General features: G+C 44.9%; 15 protein-coding genes. 2 read left to right on the forward strand and 13 right to left on the reverse strand.

Features of this window, described 5'->3' with window-relative positions:
- Positions 1-50 precede the first annotated feature (50 nt).
- The 8 genes from hcp to FKN08_RS03070 form a co-directional block, all read right to left on the reverse strand.
- Positions 51-1,712, reverse strand: a complete 1,662-nt coding sequence (gene hcp / locus FKN08_RS03035; protein WP_170891317.1) for a hydroxylamine reductase — start codon at positions 1,710-1,712, stop codon at positions 51-53.
- 174 nt (positions 1,713-1,886) lie between these two features.
- Positions 1,887-3,416 carry a nitric oxide reductase transcriptional regulator NorR gene (gene norR, locus FKN08_RS03040; RefSeq protein WP_170891318.1) on the reverse strand — a complete coding sequence of 510 codons (1,530 nt, stop codon included), beginning with the start codon at positions 3,414-3,416 and terminating at the stop codon, positions 1,887-1,889.
- 212 nt (positions 3,417-3,628) lie between these two features.
- A complete protein-coding gene (locus FKN08_RS03045) occupies positions 3,629-4,108 on the reverse strand; it encodes a glycine zipper 2TM domain-containing protein (protein WP_012841939.1) in 480 nt (159 codons plus the stop codon).
- Between the two features lie 124 nt (positions 4,109-4,232).
- Positions 4,233-4,844 (reverse strand): CDP-alcohol phosphatidyltransferase family protein, encoded by a 612-nt coding sequence (locus FKN08_RS03050; protein WP_104971525.1) that lies wholly within the window; start codon positions 4,842-4,844, stop codon positions 4,233-4,235.
- Positions 4,837-5,484, reverse strand: a complete 648-nt coding sequence (locus tag FKN08_RS03055; protein WP_170891319.1) for an ATP-binding cassette domain-containing protein — start codon at positions 5,482-5,484, stop codon at positions 4,837-4,839. The genes FKN08_RS03050 and FKN08_RS03055 overlap by 8 nt, the downstream gene beginning before the upstream one ends.
- The gene (locus FKN08_RS03060; protein WP_170891320.1) at positions 5,450-7,159 is read right to left on the reverse strand and encodes a thiamine ABC transporter permease; all 1,710 of its coding nucleotides are present in this window, start codon (positions 7,157-7,159) and stop codon (positions 5,450-5,452) included. Before FKN08_RS03060 ends, FKN08_RS03055 begins: the two co-directional genes overlap by 35 nt.
- A gap of 9 nt (positions 7,160-7,168) precedes the next feature.
- Positions 7,169-8,329 (reverse strand): ABC transporter substrate-binding protein, encoded by a 1,161-nt coding sequence (locus FKN08_RS03065; RefSeq protein WP_047008619.1) that lies wholly within the window; start codon positions 8,327-8,329, stop codon positions 7,169-7,171.
- Between the two features lie 466 nt (positions 8,330-8,795).
- Positions 8,796-9,242 (reverse strand): META domain-containing protein, encoded by a 447-nt coding sequence (locus FKN08_RS03070; protein ID WP_005393252.1) that lies wholly within the window; start codon positions 9,240-9,242, stop codon positions 8,796-8,798.
- A gap of 210 nt (positions 9,243-9,452) precedes the next feature.
- Here FKN08_RS03070 and FKN08_RS03075 point away from each other — a divergent pair, with 210 nt between their 5' ends.
- Positions 9,453-9,701, forward strand: a complete 249-nt coding sequence (locus FKN08_RS03075) for a DUF1289 domain-containing protein (RefSeq protein ID WP_012841935.1) — start codon at positions 9,453-9,455, stop codon at positions 9,699-9,701.
- A 98-nt stretch (positions 9,702-9,799) separates the two neighbouring features.
- On the opposite strand, the gene FKN08_RS03080 is transcribed toward FKN08_RS03075, so the two are convergent.
- Both FKN08_RS03080 and ushA read right to left on the reverse strand, forming a co-directional pair.
- On the reverse strand, positions 9,800-10,021 hold the full coding sequence (locus tag FKN08_RS03080) for a hypothetical protein (RefSeq protein ID WP_005393249.1): 222 nt from the start codon (positions 10,019-10,021) through the stop codon (positions 9,800-9,802).
- Between the two features lie 414 nt (positions 10,022-10,435).
- A complete protein-coding gene (ushA, locus tag FKN08_RS03085; RefSeq protein WP_041852973.1) occupies positions 10,436-12,124 on the reverse strand; it encodes a bifunctional UDP-sugar hydrolase/5'-nucleotidase UshA in 1,689 nt (562 codons plus the stop codon).
- A 749-nt stretch (positions 12,125-12,873) separates the two neighbouring features.
- Here ushA and FKN08_RS03090 point away from each other — a divergent pair.
- A complete protein-coding gene (locus FKN08_RS03090; protein ID WP_031780335.1) occupies positions 12,874-13,389 on the forward strand; it encodes a GNAT family N-acetyltransferase in 516 nt (171 codons plus the stop codon).
- Between the two features lie 147 nt (positions 13,390-13,536).
- On the opposite strand, the gene rplY is transcribed toward FKN08_RS03090, so the two are convergent.
- From rplY to FKN08_RS03105, 3 genes are all read right to left on the reverse strand, one after another.
- Entirely contained in the window at positions 13,537-13,815 is a 279-nt protein-coding gene (gene rplY, locus FKN08_RS03095) for a 50S ribosomal protein L25 (RefSeq protein ID WP_005393245.1), read from the reverse strand.
- Positions 13,816-14,099: 284 nt separating this feature from the next.
- A complete protein-coding gene (locus FKN08_RS03100; protein WP_170891321.1) occupies positions 14,100-15,449 on the reverse strand; it encodes an ATP-binding protein in 1,350 nt (449 codons plus the stop codon).
- Complete coding sequence (locus FKN08_RS03105) at positions 15,439-16,098, reverse strand: response regulator transcription factor (protein WP_005378073.1); 660 nt, start codon at positions 16,096-16,098, stop codon at positions 15,439-15,441. Before FKN08_RS03105 ends, FKN08_RS03100 begins: the two co-directional genes overlap by 11 nt.
- Positions 16,099-16,127 lie beyond the last annotated feature (29 nt).

Below are 16,127 nucleotides of genomic sequence, written 5' to 3' on the forward strand. Positions count from 1 at the left end.
TCGAAATAGATAGCGCCTCCGCGTAAGGAGGCGCGTAACAAGCAAGTTTATTAAGCTGCTAGGATGGCTTTTAGATCATCCTGAACATTGCCAATACTGCGCATATCGAACTTCTCTTGGATGATGGCGATTAGGTTTGGCGTTAGGAATGCTGGTGCAGTAGGGCCTGTGTAAATGCCTTTCACGCCCAATGCAAATAGCGTTAGCAAGATAACGATCGCTTTTTGCTCGAACCAAGAAAGTACAAGCGTGAGTGGCAGTTCATTGATGTCACAGTCAAACTCTTTCGCCAGTGCAAGTGCAAGCTGGATTGCAGAGTAAGCATCGTTACATTGGCCCACATCCAATAGGCGAGGGATGCCGTTGATATCGCCAAACGTATTCTTGTTAAAGCGGAACTTACCACACGCCAACGTCAGGATTAGCGTATCGTCTGGCGCTTCAGCCGTAAAATCGGTGTAGTAGCTACGTTCCGCTTTATCGCCGTCACAACCGCCGACTAGGAAGAAGTGCTTGATGTTGCCTTGCTTCACTTGGTCGATAACCGCAGGGGCGGCGTTCATCAGTGCATTGCGCCCAAAACCAACCGTGATATGGTGTTCGATTTCGTCGTGTTGGAAACCGTCTTGCGCTAGAGCACATTCAACCACTTGGCTAAAATCATCGCCTTCGATGTGAGCCACACCAGGCCAGCCAACAATACTACGGGTGAATAGACGGTCTGCGTATTGACCCACATTTGGATTCAACAGGCAGTTTGATGTCATCACGATAGCACCAGGGAAGTTGGCAAACTCTTTCTGTTGGTTTTGCCACGCGCTGCCGTAGTTACCGACGAGATGAGGGTATTTCTTCAGCTCAGGGTAGCCGTGTGCAGGGAGCATTTCACCGTTGGTGTAAACGTTGATGCCTTTACCTTCTGTGTGCTGCAGGATTTTTTCTAGGTCATGCAAATCATGGCCAGAAACAAGAATACATTTACCTTTTACTGGCTTGACGTTCACCGTGGTTGGTTCTGGATGGCCGAAGGTCGTTGTTTCACCTTGGTCGAGCATTTCCATCACTTTGTAGTTCATCAGGCCAATGCGCATTGAGCAATCAAGTAGTTCGCCGAGATCTTCAGGATCTGTGCCCAACCACGCCATGATTTCATGGTATTCGGCATAGATATCGTTGTTGGTTTGCTCAAGAACACGTGCGTGCTCCATGTACGCGGCTGCACCTTTAAGGCCGTATAGGCAAAGTAGGCGTAGGCCAATAACATCTTCATGTACTTGGTCTTTACCACGGTTAACCGCGACTTGCGGAGCAAAAGCTAAGATTGCTTCTGCGCTGTTTGGTAGCTCAAAGTGAGCAACCGCAGGAATGTCAGCGACTTCGGTATCGGCAAGCGTGGCTGCAGACATCACTTGCTCTTTTAGCAATGCTTTATACGTTGCAGCTTGAGAAGTCAGCTCTAGGACACGTTCAGGGTCGAAGTTTACGTTCGTCAATGTAGAGAAAAATGCTTTTGGTGCCCATTGGTTGATTTCATCGTTAATGATATTGAATTCAAGTGCTTTTGATGCCCAAAAAGAAACCCCTTGCAGTGTGTAAACCAACACGTCTTGTAGGTCTGATACTTCAGAAGTTTTGCCACACATGCCTTGTGCAAAAGAACAACCTTTAACAGCAGGGGTTTGAATTGTCTGTTCACATTGAATACAGAACATATTGGGTTCTCCAGTGATTGTTTTAATAGTCGTGATGTTGACCACTAGAGAGCAGAATGCGTGCCAATTGTTATCTTATTGATTTATATTTAATTTTATCGTTTTTAGATGAGTGGTTGATGTAATTAAGACAACGTAGTTGATGTCTTAATTACATCGACTTCTTGTGGTTGGTTATTTATTGATCCCGAGCTTTTTACCCATCCGATATAAGTTCCCGCGATCCATTTGTAAAAACTCCGCTGCTTTTGCCCAAACGCCACCAGTTTGGCTCAAAGCATGTTCAATTAAATCACGCTGATAGCTTTCTATTAGCTCTCGCATTGGTTGGCTTTCTTTAGGCAGATAATGCGATGTGTTTTTTACATCATCGATAGCCAATGAGGTGTCGAAATGGTTAAGCATGATCGTGCTTGCGCCTTGTTGAATGGCGTGTAAAGCCGCGCGAGTTAACGTATGTTCTAGCTCGCGCACGTTTCCGTACCAAGGTAAAGATTCCAATTGAGTCAACACTTTAGGATGAACGTGCAGATTGGGTGCATTGAATTGTTGGCGTACTTTTTCCAACAAATATCCTGCTAAAACAGGAATATCACCGTCACGGGCACGCAGTGGGGGGACTTGGATTGGGAACACGTTCAAACGGTGGAAAAGGTCTGCTCGAAACGTGCCAGCTTCGACCTCTTTTTCTAATTGTCGATTGGTCGCGGCGATGATGCGCACATTGACCATCAAATGCTGATCGCTACCTACTCGTTGTAGCTCGCCTTGCTGAATTACGCGCAGCAATTTTGCCTGTAAAATCAAAGGCAGTTCGCCCACTTCATCGAGGAAGATAGTTCCGCCGTCTGCCAGTTCAAACTTACCGGCGCGGTGGCTATTGGCTCCAGTGAATGCGCCTTTGACATGACCAAACAGTTCACTCTCAGCCAGACCTTCAGGCAGGGCCGCACAGTTTACGTAGATCATCGGCTTATCGCTACGATGAGATTGCGCGTGCACCGAGTGCGCGACCAGTTCTTTACCAGTACCGGTCTCTCCTGTGATAAGTACCGCGTAATCCGATTGAGCAACGGTTGCAATATTGTTTCGTAACTGGTTGATCTGCGGACTCAAGCCCACCATTTCGCCATGTTGAGAACGGGCTTGCTGGATAAGGGTTTGAGTGACGCTTTTTTGCTTCTGGTTTTGCGCTTTGAGAGCTTTTAATTGAGCTATGTTACGCAATGTCGCAGCGGTCAAAGCCGCAAAGGTTTCTATAGCAACAAGATCGATGTCATCAAACGCGCCCACCGTTAGGGCATCCATCGTTAATGCACCAACAAGTTGGCCTTCGACATACAAGCTAAAGCCCATGCAATCATGAACATCAATGCACTGGTCTTCGGTTAATAGTGTGCCGTCAAAAGGATCCGGAAGCGCACAATCGGCATCGAAACGCACAGGTTCGCGGCTATGAATAATGGCATCTAAGCGTGGATGTGCTTTGGGGAAATAGCGACGACCTAAGACCGAGCTGGATAAGCCTTTTACCGCGACAGGCGTCAGAAACCCATCCTCATCGAAGATAAACAGGCAGCTCGCATCACATGGGAATACTTGCGCGACCCCATCAATGAGGTTTTGATATTGCTGCTCGTGAGAGCGATTAGAGCTGAGGTTTAGCGCGATATTAAGGAGTACGTGGTCAACAGTCGGAGTCATAACAAGCCCAAAGTTATCTGGAATGGGCTCATGCTAGCAACTTGATGTCATTTGAACATCGAAAGGTGTGGGAGATTGATGTTCCATTGACGACGATCAAACTTGATACAAATAGAATCGCGCAAGCCGATAAGTAAGCAATGTACGCTTGCGCGGATTAAGCTCTTTGAAACAAAACAGCAGACCAATGGAACGGAGTCATCGTGTTCAAATTAGCGAGGTACAACCCTTGCGTCATTACCAGACATGTTGATTTGAACCGCTTGGCCTGGCTGAAAAATCATGTTTGGGTTTGCTTCTTGAACGACAGAGATTATTTTTCCATCCTCTAAGCGAATGGTCAGATTCACACCATTTCGTTTCGCGGTTGCTTCAGCGGCTTTACTGCCGGCATAACCACCCAGCAGACCACCACCAATAGCTGCGATATCCGAGCCAGAGCCGCCCCCGACTTTTGAGCCTAATATACCACCCACGGCGGCACCAGCGATTGTGCCAATGGCGTTGGATTGGGTAGAGGCATCAATGGTTACTGGTTCAACTTTTTCAATCGTTCCGTAGTAAACCTGCTGAACTTTGCGCGTGTCTGAAGAGCCGTATGCATCTCCGTACGGGTTAGGTGAGGTACAGCCGCTAAGCATAACAATACAAGACATGATGAGCAGCATACCTAGCTTGACGTATTTTTTCATATAGCCTCCGAATGATTTCTCTCCATCCAAAGAGTATATACCCCAATTTAATATATGCTTTAGTGTTATATAAAACAGGTGCTTAGCGGCTGTTCTATCAAGGCAACGTGAACTTCTAAGTGGTTTAATGGCCTTTAAGCGTATGAAACCCAGAGTAAATACGTGTGAATGTGGTAAACCAACATGCTGCACCAAAGATATAAGCAATGACGGCAAAGTGTTGCGGTAACAAACAAAATAGAACCAAACAACCAATGGTTTCAGTACCTTCGGTTAAACCGCTCATGTAGTAGAGAGATTTGTGTTTATACACTGGATTATCGATGCCTTGTTTGCCTGCCATGATGGCAAAAGCCAAAAAGCTACTCCCAGTGCCGACGAAGGAAAAAATCAAAAATGCCCCTGCAATGGCATTTTGTTCTGGATTGGTCAACACAAAACCAAAAGGAATCAAGGAATAGAACAGAAAATCTAAGCTGATATCGAGAAAGCCTCCGGCATCGGTAATGCCTTGAATCCTCGCCAGTGCACCGTCTAATCCATCACAGATTCTGTTCAGCAAAATAAACAGCAACGCCAACAAGTACTGTTCGGCAATCAAAGCCGGTAGGGCAAAACAGCCAAGCACAAAACCAAATACTGTCGTCTGATTTGCGGTGATGCCACATTTATCGAGGTACGTCGCACTGAGTGCCAGCGGTTTGCGGATGAGCTTTATACTCAGGCTATCAAGCATGGTTTGTCTCCCACGGCCAATTTAGGCAGCGGCTGCCATCAGGAATATCATCCTTATCGTGCGTTACCATCAAAGTAGGGATGTTCGCTTGATGTAATTGTTCGACCACCCAATTGCGAAATTGTACACGCAGGTCTTTATCCAACTTGCTATAGGGTTCATCAAGTAGCGCAACTCTCGGCTTTGCCAGCAGCATACGAGTCAATGAGATACGGGCACGTTGTCCTCCTGAGATTTGATCTGGGAAGGATTCGGCAAGTTTGGTCAATGCAATGTTCTTCAGTGCTTGCATGGCGTGTGCTTTACGCTCCTCACCTTTGATTGAGTTTGGTAGCGCGAATGCAAGATTCTCCCACACCGTTAAGTGAGGGAAGAGCAAATCGTCTTGGAACAGAATGCCGACCTGACGCTTATGGGCAGGGAGGGCATCCAACTTTTCGTTATCAAGCGTAATGGAGCCAGAGTAGTTGAACTCGGCGGAGAGATGTCCAGCAATGGCATCCAACAAAGTGGATTTACCACAACCGCTTGGTCCCATCAGAGTAACAATTTCACCTTTCTCTACGGTCATGTTGAACGCTGAGAAAAGCGTGTCGCCATTGGTTTTACGGATGGCGAGGTTTTCGAGACAAAGACTCATTCAGTAGTAAACCTTTTATAGACAAGCGGCGATACTTCACATGTAATCGGCTTAGTAGTATCGCAAAAGAGAAGAACAAGAATGGCAGCAGAGCTTGCCAAATGGCGTAAATCGCGGTGACACGTCGGTCAAAACCACTGGATAGCGCAACGGCTTCGGTTGTGATGGTGCTAATGCGCCCAGCCCCTAGCACCAGTGTCGGTAGGTATTGCGCCAGACTTACGCTAATACCGACCGCCCATGCGAATGCAATCGCAGGTAGTAAAATTGGCAGTTTCACTTTTAACCAAGCTTGCATCGGTGATTTACCCAAGCTGAGTGCGACTCGAGTTAACCCATTGTCGAAGCTGCGCCACGGACCGTCTAGCGAGAGGTAAATAAATGGGAATGCGAAGAACACATGCGCCCAGCATACCCAAAAGAAATACGCGTTACTGTTTAAGTAAAGCGTCACTACTTGCATACCGAATAGCACGGATAGCTGAGGAATCAGCATTGAGATGGCGATAATGTAACCGGGCACCTGCCAGCGATAACGAAGTCGATACTCATGTGCGATCAAGGCAAGGGCTAGAGCGACGGTCGCGCTGATAACGGCAATCAGCATGCTCTGCTCCAGTGTGCCAAGAATGCTGTGCCACTCATATTCCCAAAATCGCAGGCTGTAGCGGCTCGGTAGTAAATCTGGAAAGCGCCAGCGTTGAGCAAAGCTCCACACCACCATGAGTGGAATCATTAGAAGTGCGAGTAGCGCAATCAGTGAAAACAGGGTCTTACCGGGTAAACGAAACCCGTTTCGACCAGAGTACTGCCAGCGTTTGAAGCCTTTGGTAATACACCGTTCCATCAAGCGTGCAAATCCAATCAAAAGGCTAGCGATCGCAAACAACACTACCGCGCCTGCGGCAGCTCTTGGTAGAAGTGATAAATCTGGATCGTTAAACCACTGCCATACCAAAACCGCAAACGTTGGTGGGTTGGTAGGGCCAATAATCAATGCAACATCGACAACCGACAAGCTGTAAGCCAATACCGCCAGCATTGGAAAGCGCAGTTTTGCTATCCACTGTGGGAACACGCATTTCCACCACGCTTGCGCCGAACTGTAGCCCATTGAATGACTGACTTTTTCAATCTTATCGACTTTCAATTGCTGAAGAATTGGAATACTCATCAACAATAAAAACGGCACTTCTTTAATCGCAAGCATGATGATCAAACCGAGTGCATGCGGATCTTTAATCAGCAATGCTAAGTCATTCACCGTTTGCGCATTGGGATCGTAACCAAACAGTTGGTTGAGAACCCTAACGCCCATACCAGTTGGGGCAAACAAGAACGCAAAGCCAATCGCAAACGCTACGTGCGGCATGGCAAGAAGTGGCGAGAGGCTTACTTCAATTTTTCGCCAAAACTTGCTGCCCCACGATGCTTGCAAAATCGCAAATGTGATCAAGCAAGCCAAGTAGCTACTGAAAATGGCAGAGTAGAAAGTAAGCCCGATGGATGTCCAAACACCCTCCCAATCAAAAACAGCGTTAAAGCCATCTAAAGAAAAGTGGTGCAAGCCGATAGGAGGCACATAACCGAGCGCAGAGACCACCACTCCGAGTAGTCCCGGAATGGTAGGCAAAATACAAACTGCGATAATGACTAAATATAGCGCTCTTAACATGGGCTCTTATTAATTCCCGTAGCGTTTCAACCATTCTTTTTCTAAGGCAGATTGCCAACTTGGATGCGGCTCAGCGATAGATTTGAATTGTTGAGTATGTTTAGCCGAACCTGTTAGGTATTGGCTGCTTAGCACTGAAGGATCGCCCCAGATGTTAAGGTTACCTTTGCGAGATTGTGCTTCAGGGCTCAATAAAAAGTTTATCGCAACTTGCGCACCAGCACTGGCATTTGCGTTCCAAGGAATCGCTAAGAAGTGAATGTTTGAGAGTGCACCTGCGTCCATCGCATACGCTTTGGTACTTTCTGCAAGATTACCGCTCGACTGCGCAGAGAAAACCGCGTTCGGGTTAAAGGTAATTGCCAGGTCAGTCTGACCATCATCCAGTAGTTGAAGGGTTTCTGCTGTACCGCCTGGAAACTGTTTACCACCGCGCCAAGCGACTTTATGGAACTCATCTAGGTAAGCCCATAGCGGTTGAGTAACTTGTTCAAACGTGTCATCGGTAACTGGTTGTTGCAGAGCAGGGGCGTTGTTAGACAGTTCAATGAGTAATGCTTTAATAAAGCTTGTGCCATGAAACTCTGGTGGGCGAGGGTAAGTTAGGCGATTTGGAAACGCCTTTGCGTAACTCAGCATTTCAGCAAATGATCGAGGAGGGTTATGCAGGGTTTGCTCATCATGGATAAACACTAATTGCCCCACACCCCAAGGTGCTTCCAGACCTTCAGTCGGCTCTGAAAAATCCACATCAATTGGCAATGATTTATCGACGTATTGCCAGCTTGGCAAACCTTCAACAAAAGGACCAAACAGCAATTGGTTATCCTTCATTGATTTGAAGTTTTCGCCATTGATCCAAACCATATCAACACTGCCACCGCTGTTTTTACCTGCGGCTTTTTCTGCGATAAGTCGAGTGGTGGTCTCAGAAATATCGGTGACTTTAACGTGGTTTAGCGTCACGTTATAACGCGATTTTAGCTCTCTACTCGCCCACTGGATGTAGCGATTAATTTCTTGGCTTCCGCCCCAAGCATGAAAGTAGACGGATTGTCCGTCGGCTTGTTGTTCGATTTTTTGCCATTCACTAGCAACCGATGAGTTGGCAAAAGAAGATGTCGCGAAAGTGGTGGCTAAAATGCCAACGGTACTGAGTAGCTTTTTCATATCTATTCCATGTTATGTCTTTTTATTCTCGTTTCCGGCGTTATTGACGTCTAAACAAGTCGCTCCGCTTTGTTACAAGGATAGTAATCCATCTCTCTCTATTATCAATGCCAATCCCAAACGGAATCACTCATTGATTCAAAGAATTATTCTCAATGTGAAGCAAAACGAAGAAAGGACAATTCTGGTGTCGTTTTAGGTATACAAGAGCGGACCGCTTGTTTGACGATATTCTTTCAAGTAATTGAATATTATTGTCCTCAAGCAACTTCGATATGTTGATTTGGAAGACTGAACCCGCGTCGTAGACGTGGCGTTGAGGGCGTAAAGAGGGAAAGAGTTTGTCGTTTTAAACGATTTTGCTAACCAAAACGTGCGAAACAGACATCCTGCCTGCTTTGATATGGATTAGGAGGCATAAAAAAAGCAGCCATTTTATGGCTGCTCTTAGAATATGAAATGGGACTTAGTTTACCCAATCACGCAACTGAAACGTTAGTTCGTGATCGTCATTTTTAAGCATTAGCCCTTCTTTGGTTAGCGTTATATCACTCCATTCAGTAAGAGTTTCAGACATCGCTTGCTCAATTTTCATTTGGTCATCCATACACATCTTCATGGTCATTCCCATTTTTTCGATGCGTAGTTGATTGTTTTTTAGTTCAGCTTGACCAAAGAAGTTGTTACACCCCGCGTTACCATTTGCAGTCAGATTTTCTCCGATTTCTAAGCGAGGCGCTTGCTGACGTTCTTTTAATTCGATGTTTTTACCATCAATCTGAACCAGCTCCCAATTATGGTGCTGTAAATCTTGAGCCGTAATTTCTTTCACATTGTCACCGTTGCTAGCACATGCAGTCATAAGAACAGGAAGAGAGATTGCTGTAACTAACGTTTTTAGGCTAAGCTTCATTTTATAGACTCCGTTTTTAGAAAACGTGGTAAGTATAGGTAATAAAACACTGTTTTTGTCAGCATAAGGTAATAGTTTCGTATTACTGTGACAGAGTCCAGTTTATATACTCAAACGGCTTCAAAGTGCAAGATGTATAGCACTGTTGGGAGCTTATATTGAAGTCGTTATAATATCATTACAGCACAGCGAGCAAAAAACGGTTAGAGCATGGAGCAACTAGAGTTTTTTACCGTCCCAAACCCTTGCGTTGGTATTTGTAGTGTGGACGAAAAAGGGTATTGCAAAGGATGTATGCGTAAAAGAGAAGAGCGATTTAACTGGCTCACTTATACCCCTGCTCAACAGTTGCATGTAATTAAGCTATGCCGTCAGCGCTATAGAAGAAAGGTATTGGCAGGGAAGGGCAAGGCAGAAGAGTCTCAAGAAGAATTATCACCACAGCAAGATCTCTTTTAAATTTCGAATTATCCCGGCTCGGCAATAATCAATGATGAGCCGGGACTGTATTAGCTCTTACTATGCGGTGCGTGTAAGGCAAGTTCGCTAAATTCGCGCTACTTCATTGACCAACGGTCACTGACCCATCCCCCAGCATGTTCGTCAAAGTGGCTTCCTGAAAATCGATGATTGAATTCAACATCTAATTTACTTGTCGGGCGTTCATCCATCAGCTGATGAATGTATCTCGCCATAGGGTCCGTGCAAGCTTCGCGCTCTCTACGGGTAACCACTTCTTTGATCATTTGAAGTCTGTAGCTATTGCTGGCTCGTTTCATTTTTGACCTCCTGAACTCGATGGCAGCAGTTTGAACATATTGACGTCCAGATCGCTGCTCATTGGTGAACGCTTGGCGGCGAATCACCTTCGTTTTAGGTCAAAAAGACAAATTGTTTGAGAGCAGTGTTTGTAACGCCATTCACATCTTTCCTAGAATCATCCACTAAGCTACGAAACTTCATAGCGAAAAGTTAGTTGATGAATCTGTATTTTCGAAAGACCTTATCAAACATAGAAGCCCAGCACATGGGCGTCAACAACACAAATGAATAATTTTTGAACACTTTATGAAGGGCGATAATTTTCAGCACTTTAACGAAAATAAAAAAACCGAAGCGTCACGCTTCGGTTTTTAGGGTGGCTCTGACGGAACAACTTCTAAAAGCTCTTCACGTCAGAGTGTAAGGTGTTTTTAGCTATTAGTTGCTGGGCAACCTTTCACAGCTTGACCGTTACTGAAATACTTGATGTTTTCTAAGTTCTTGTTGTAGCTATCCGCAGAGATCTGTGGGTTATTTACGAAGAACTCACGTAAAACGTATGCATCGGTTAGCTGGGTAGATTGAACATCGATGATTGGATAGTTATCGCCACCAGCAGCACTGAAGCTGATTACAGAGAATGTGTACGTTGCGTCTAGATCGAAGCCTTTATTGTTAATGTCGGTAATGGTTACTGAACCAGCATCACAATTTACATCTAAAGTGATGTTATCTAGTTGAGCGTAAGCACCAGAGCCTGCAGATTTCGTCGCAACCACATCTAGGTATTCTTTAACTTCTTTACCTGTCATAGTTGCTTTAGTCACGAAGTTACCGAACGGCTGGACTGTAAGTACATCACGGTAAGTGATGTCACCATCTTGGATTGAATCACGCACACCGCCAGAGTTCATCACACCAAAGTCAGCACCTACCGTTTTGTAAGTACGGTATGCCTCGCCCAGTAGATGACCTAGGTTAGTTTGTTGAGAGCGAACTACGTTACGATCACCTTCTAACTTACCCGTCGTATTAGAAATCTTCTCATCTAATAACTCTTGACCTTGCTGTTGGTATGGCAGTAGTAACGCTTTTACCGTCGCATCTTGTTGAATGCGTTCACCGATCACTTCATCGTTGTCGTCCAAAAGGTTTACAGGAATCAGTGCGTAGTTCGCTAAGTGAAGCTTGCCGTCGTAATATTCGAAGTCCGCACGACCCACATATTTACCCCACTCATGCGCTTGCATAATCCAAGTGCCTTTTTGTTGGTCTGGCGCGCAATCATCACCAGGTTTGAAATCAGCATACTCATTGGTACCTGGCTCCATACACACTGGGTTTTGTGAGTGACCACCGATGATAGCGTCTAGTTGTCCCTCTTCAAGAGAGCGAGCGAGCTTCACGTCCCCTGGTGCTTCACTACCATTATTACCATCTTGGTAGTGACCCATGTGCGTCGTTGCAAATACTAGGTCTACTTTTTCGTTTTCTTCGATTTCCTTAAGTACTTTTTTGATTTCAACTTGAGGGTCTTCGAAGTGGATGTTTGATACGTTGTCTGGATTAACTAGCTTCGCCGTGTCCTGGGTGGTTAGACCAATAACAGCGATCTTAAGGCCGTTGATAGTAAATACTTTGTAAGGGTCGAAGTAACGCTCATTGGTATCTTTCTTATAGATATTCGCAGCCAGCATAGGGAAGTCAGCTAGCTCAGCTTGCATATCGAGAATATCTAGTGAGTTATCAAACTCGTGGTTACCGACAGCCATTGCATCGTAACCAAGTAGGTTCATCCCTACGAAGTCTGGAACCGCATCTTGCATGTCTGATTCTGGTACGCCGGTATTAATATCACCGCCAGATAGCAGAATGGTTTCACCGCCTTTTGCTTCGACTTCTGCGCGAATAGATTCGATTAAAGTGTGACGCGCAGCCATGCCATATTCGCCGTCGCTGTTATGCCAAAAGCGACCGTGGTTATCGTTAGTGTGGAGAACGGTGAACTTAGTACAAGAATCTGCAGTCTCGCAGGTTACTGGAGAATTATCGCTGTCTGAGCCGCATCCTGCTAGCGCAGCGCCCACTGCCATTACCAAAAGAGATTTGGAAAACTTCATAAGGGATCCTTTCTTTGTGATTTTGTTATTGTTACGGCGTGAAATATACGGAATTAATGTGAAACTTTAGTGATCTATCTCTTATTTATACTTCTATCGGAGACATGAATTAATAAGCCTGCAAACTACGTCTCCAATTAAACAGAAATAGTTTTTAGTATATTGAAATTAGAGGGAGGAGGTTATTTTGTGAAGTGGCCAATTGAATGAATGTGGTTTGTGTGAATCAATGCGCATTTTTGCGAAGTATAGCGCTGATTTTGGTGATTATTTTGCCAAGTTCATGTTTTTCTTAGCAGCTATGACACAAATCGTTATAAATTTTCGCTCTGATGATGAGGGAAATGTTTTATATATAAAATGATCACTGTAAAACCCAAACTCGTTTGATCTTGGCTTACTCTGTTTAATACAACCAGAAAGGGTATTTCTCTCTGTACTATAATTGCGACCGTTTAGAAATCTTATGCCTTAGATATCGTTTATTTATTCTTATTCGATACCTTACCGTGTTTATCCCGCTTTCGATACCCGGATGTTAAAACGAATAGATTCAATCTAATGAGCGAAAGTGAAACGTAAATAACGAGGCGTTTTCTTCGGATATTACGATGTGCACTATCATTGAATTAATGAAAATGAAATGGAGTAATGTAAAGCGTTGCATCTGTGGCTGCTCGCTTTGAGCTTCGATTTAAAGAGTAGGGTTGAAAGAATTTGTAAGTGGTGAATTTTAAGAAAGGATAGTAATGAGATACACAGTAAGGAACGCAGTCAGAGAGGAAGCAACTCAAATCGCCAAGATACATGTTGATTCGTGGCAGGTAGCATACAAAGGGTTAATGCCACAGAGCTACATCGATCAGTTTACGATTGAGCGCCGAGAAAGGATGTGGACGCGAGTCATGACTGAGCAACTGGCCCAATTGATCGTCGTTGAGAGACAAGGGGAAATCGTCGGCTTTTTAAGTTACGAACTACCTAACCACACCTGTGAAGATAAAACGGCGTGGGTAACATGTTGCTATGTATCTCCTTTGCATTATGGGCAAGGGGCAGGGAGTGCATTGTTAGATGAACTAGAAACGCGTCTACTCTCTACGCCCGTTATGCAGATAAGTTTGAAAGCACTGGATACCAATAAACAGGGGCTTAACTTTTACAAGAAGTGTGGTTTTGTGCGTACTGGAGAGGAAGAGGCGGAAATCATTGACCGTATGACGCTGACGGATCTCACTTTAGTGAAGTACATTGCCCGTTCGTAAATCAATTGTTATATGCCACATATAGTAAAACCCCGGAGGTGGTAAGACTCCGGGGTTTTGAAATTTTTTAGATGTCTCGGTTGGTAAGTCCGATTATCTTTAATGCAAAAGGTTTGGATTTAATCCGATTAATTCCTTGGTAGGGAATTAGATACGGATGAAGTCCATGTGTTCAACTTTTGGCTTGAACGCGTGACGTTGAACGTCTTGTGGCTTAACTTTAACTTCTTTGCCATCGATAACTAGAACTAGGCCTTCGTAGAATTCAGGCTTGTCCATTTGGTTTACGATGTCGTCGTGGTTAAGAACGATAGCTACTGCTGCTTCTTCACCGCCGTATACAACTGCAGGGAATTTGCCAGCGTGACGTAGGCGGCGGCTCGCACCTTTACCTAGTTCAGTACGTACTACTGCTTCGAATTTCATAGTATTTACTCTCAAATTAGTAAAAATCAAATGTTCACAATCAACAATGCGACCTTGTTGTTCGTGGTAAAGCTTGAAACAGGAACTGTTCAAGCGAGCGCGGATACTATCATTCCACTTATAAATGGGCAACCCAAATCGTATCCAAATCAACAAAAAGGTATGATTTAGCTGGGTGGAAGGCTATCCCTTTTAACGCCTTGCTTGGATTTTGTTCACATCGGCTTCATTTTCATCGGTTTACTAATCATGGTCCGAAGAACAAAGTTTATGCGTTATATGCTTTATGTTCGGCTGAGGTGTAAGACTAAAGATGCTTTTAAGCCACCTAAAGCGCTCGCTTCCAGTGTTAATTGACCTCGGTAACTGTGTGCCATTTCACTGACTATATTTAGACCAAGACCTGACCCAGGGGTTGCTTCATCCAATCTAACGCCTCTCTTGATTACTTGACTCAGTTTCTCTTTAGGGATGCCTGGCCCATCATCTTCAATGATGATGTGTATATTGTCTTTATCCTGAGAGGAGTGCACACGAATCATGTTGTTGGCCCACTTATAGGCATTTTCAAGCAAGTTACCCAGCATTTCGTCGAGATCGGTCTGCTCTACCGCTACATTCAGCTCTGAATCAAGTTCATTAATTAAGGAGATATCTCGGCTCGCATACACTTTATCAAACGCCATTGAGATAGCATCCACACGCTCTGCTGGGTTCGATTTCACTGATAAAATATTCATAGACCCCGCCATGCGGGCACGGCCCAGATGGTAATCGATATGATCTTGTATTTGATTGATCGGAGTACGCAGGCGGGATTGCGTATCAGGTTCTAACGTCTGCACTTCATTTTTTAGGACAGAAAGTGGGGTTTTTAGCGCGTGTGAAAGATTGCCTGCATGATTCCTAGCTCGTTCTAACAATTCCTGATAATGGAAAAGCAGAGCGTTGAGGTCGAAGATAAGAGGAGAAATCTCTTTCGGATAGGTTTCTTCTAGACTCTTTTTGTTACCAGACTTCAGCTCGGCCAACTCTTTTTGTAACTTTGTAAGTGGACTCAATGACCATGCAATTTGCAGCAAAATGACGGCAAGAACCCCTGCGAATAATAAGCCTAAAATAAGCCAGAGTTGCCCGATTAGCGTTTGCAGGGTGCTTTTGATAGGCTCTTCGTCAATACCAATAATGATATGGATAGGCCCATCGTAATCTGGTAAGTACAGAGCTTTTTCTATGGTAATCAGCCTTTCGTCTCTCGCGCCGTAAGCATCGTTATCCAGACCTTTGTATTCGATTTTTTTGTCCCACAAAGAACGAGAACGCTCGAGACTCGTCTCAGTAGAGGCACTCCAATATAAACCACTGTAAGGTCGGTTAAATCGAGGGTCTGAGAGCAGAGCAGCGAGTGAGAGGTGCCCAGTCTCATCGACTTCTAACTGAGCGGCGATTTCATCCATAAAAATGCTCAGCTGTGAGCGAGTGTCGTCAACCATATAGTTGTACACTTGGGTCGGTATCGTCACACCAGCTGCGAGGATCATTGCCGTCAACCAAACGATCGCCGCTAAAACGAGGCGACTTTTGATACTCAGTCGTTTTATTGCGTTCAACGGTAGCCTGTTCTTATTCGGCATTTAATTGGTATCCCAACCCTCGGACAGTTTTGATGATCTTTGGCGCGATTTTTTTGCGAATTCGGCCGATAAAAACTTCGATTGTGTTGGAGTCACGATCAAAGTCTTGTTTGTAAATGTGCTCGACGAGTTCGGTGCGAGAAATTACTTTTTCTGGGTTATGCATAAAGTAAGCGACCACTTTATACTCCAGTGCCGTTAAGCTTACTGCTTGCCCTTGCCACATTACTTTAGAAGTGCGCGTATCCAAGCTCAAGTCGCCAATTTGCATCACAGGAGAGGCGTTACCTGATGCTCTTCGCAGTTGCGCGCGAATACGAGCGATAAGCTCAACCATTTCAAACGGCTTAGTTAGGTAATCGTCTGCCCCTGCGTTTAGACCTTCAACTCGCTGCGTTAGGGTATCGCGAGCACTCAGGATAACGACAGGGGTATTGATGTTTTCATCTCGAATGCCTTTTAGCACGGTAAGGCCATCCAATTTCGGCAGTCCTAGATCAAGAACAATAGCGTCCCATTCTTCCGATGTCGCGCGATACAGAGCGTCTATGCCATCTTGAGATAATTCTGGTACCCAGCCGGTACTTTCTAATGTTTCGATGATTTGCTCGCCTAAACGAGGGTCATCTTCAACGACAAGTATTTTCATATTGGTGATTCTTATTATGTTTGGAGTGT

Source organism: Vibrio sp. 1-2 (7-a) (genome assembly GCF_013048515.1).
In the GTDB taxonomy this organism is placed as follows: domain Bacteria; phylum Pseudomonadota; class Gammaproteobacteria; order Enterobacterales; family Vibrionaceae; genus Vibrio; species Vibrio diabolicus.

Bases quoted from the DNA above. Each gene is read 5' to 3' on its own strand.
- hcp (WP_170891317.1), bottom strand. From the start codon at position 1,712: ATGTTCTGTATTCAATGTGAACAGACAATTCAAACCCCTGCTGTTAAA.
- norR (WP_170891318.1), bottom strand. From the start codon at position 3,416: ATGACTCCGACTGTTGACCACGTACTCCTTAATATCGCGCTAAACCTC.
- FKN08_RS03045 (WP_012841939.1), bottom strand. From the start codon at position 4,108: ATGAAAAAATACGTCAAGCTAGGTATGCTGCTCATCATGTCTTGTATT.
- FKN08_RS03050 (WP_104971525.1), bottom strand. From the start codon at position 4,844: ATGCTTGATAGCCTGAGTATAAAGCTCATCCGCAAACCGCTGGCACTC.
- FKN08_RS03055 (WP_170891319.1), bottom strand. From the start codon at position 5,484: ATGAGTCTTTGTCTCGAAAACCTCGCCATCCGTAAAACCAATGGCGAC.
- FKN08_RS03060 (WP_170891320.1), bottom strand. From the start codon at position 7,159: ATGTTAAGAGCGCTATATTTAGTCATTATCGCAGTTTGTATTTTGCCT.
- FKN08_RS03065 (WP_047008619.1), bottom strand. From the start codon at position 8,329: ATGAAAAAGCTACTCAGTACCGTTGGCATTTTAGCCACCACTTTCGCG.
- FKN08_RS03070 (WP_005393252.1), bottom strand. From the start codon at position 9,242: ATGAAGCTTAGCCTAAAAACGTTAGTTACAGCAATCTCTCTTCCTGTT.
- FKN08_RS03075 (WP_012841935.1), top strand. From the start codon at position 9,453: ATGGAGCAACTAGAGTTTTTTACCGTCCCAAACCCTTGCGTTGGTATT.
- FKN08_RS03080 (WP_005393249.1), bottom strand. From the start codon at position 10,021: ATGAAACGAGCCAGCAATAGCTACAGACTTCAAATGATCAAAGAAGTG.
- ushA (WP_041852973.1), bottom strand. From the start codon at position 12,124: ATGAAGTTTTCCAAATCTCTTTTGGTAATGGCAGTGGGCGCTGCGCTA.
- FKN08_RS03090 (WP_031780335.1), top strand. From the start codon at position 12,874: ATGAGATACACAGTAAGGAACGCAGTCAGAGAGGAAGCAACTCAAATC.
- rplY (WP_005393245.1), bottom strand. From the start codon at position 13,815: ATGAAATTCGAAGCAGTAGTACGTACTGAACTAGGTAAAGGTGCGAGC.
- FKN08_RS03100 (WP_170891321.1), bottom strand. From the start codon at position 15,449: ATGCCGAATAAGAACAGGCTACCGTTGAACGCAATAAAACGACTGAGT.
- FKN08_RS03105 (WP_005378073.1), bottom strand. From the start codon at position 16,098: ATGAAAATACTTGTCGTTGAAGATGACCCTCGTTTAGGCGAGCAAATC.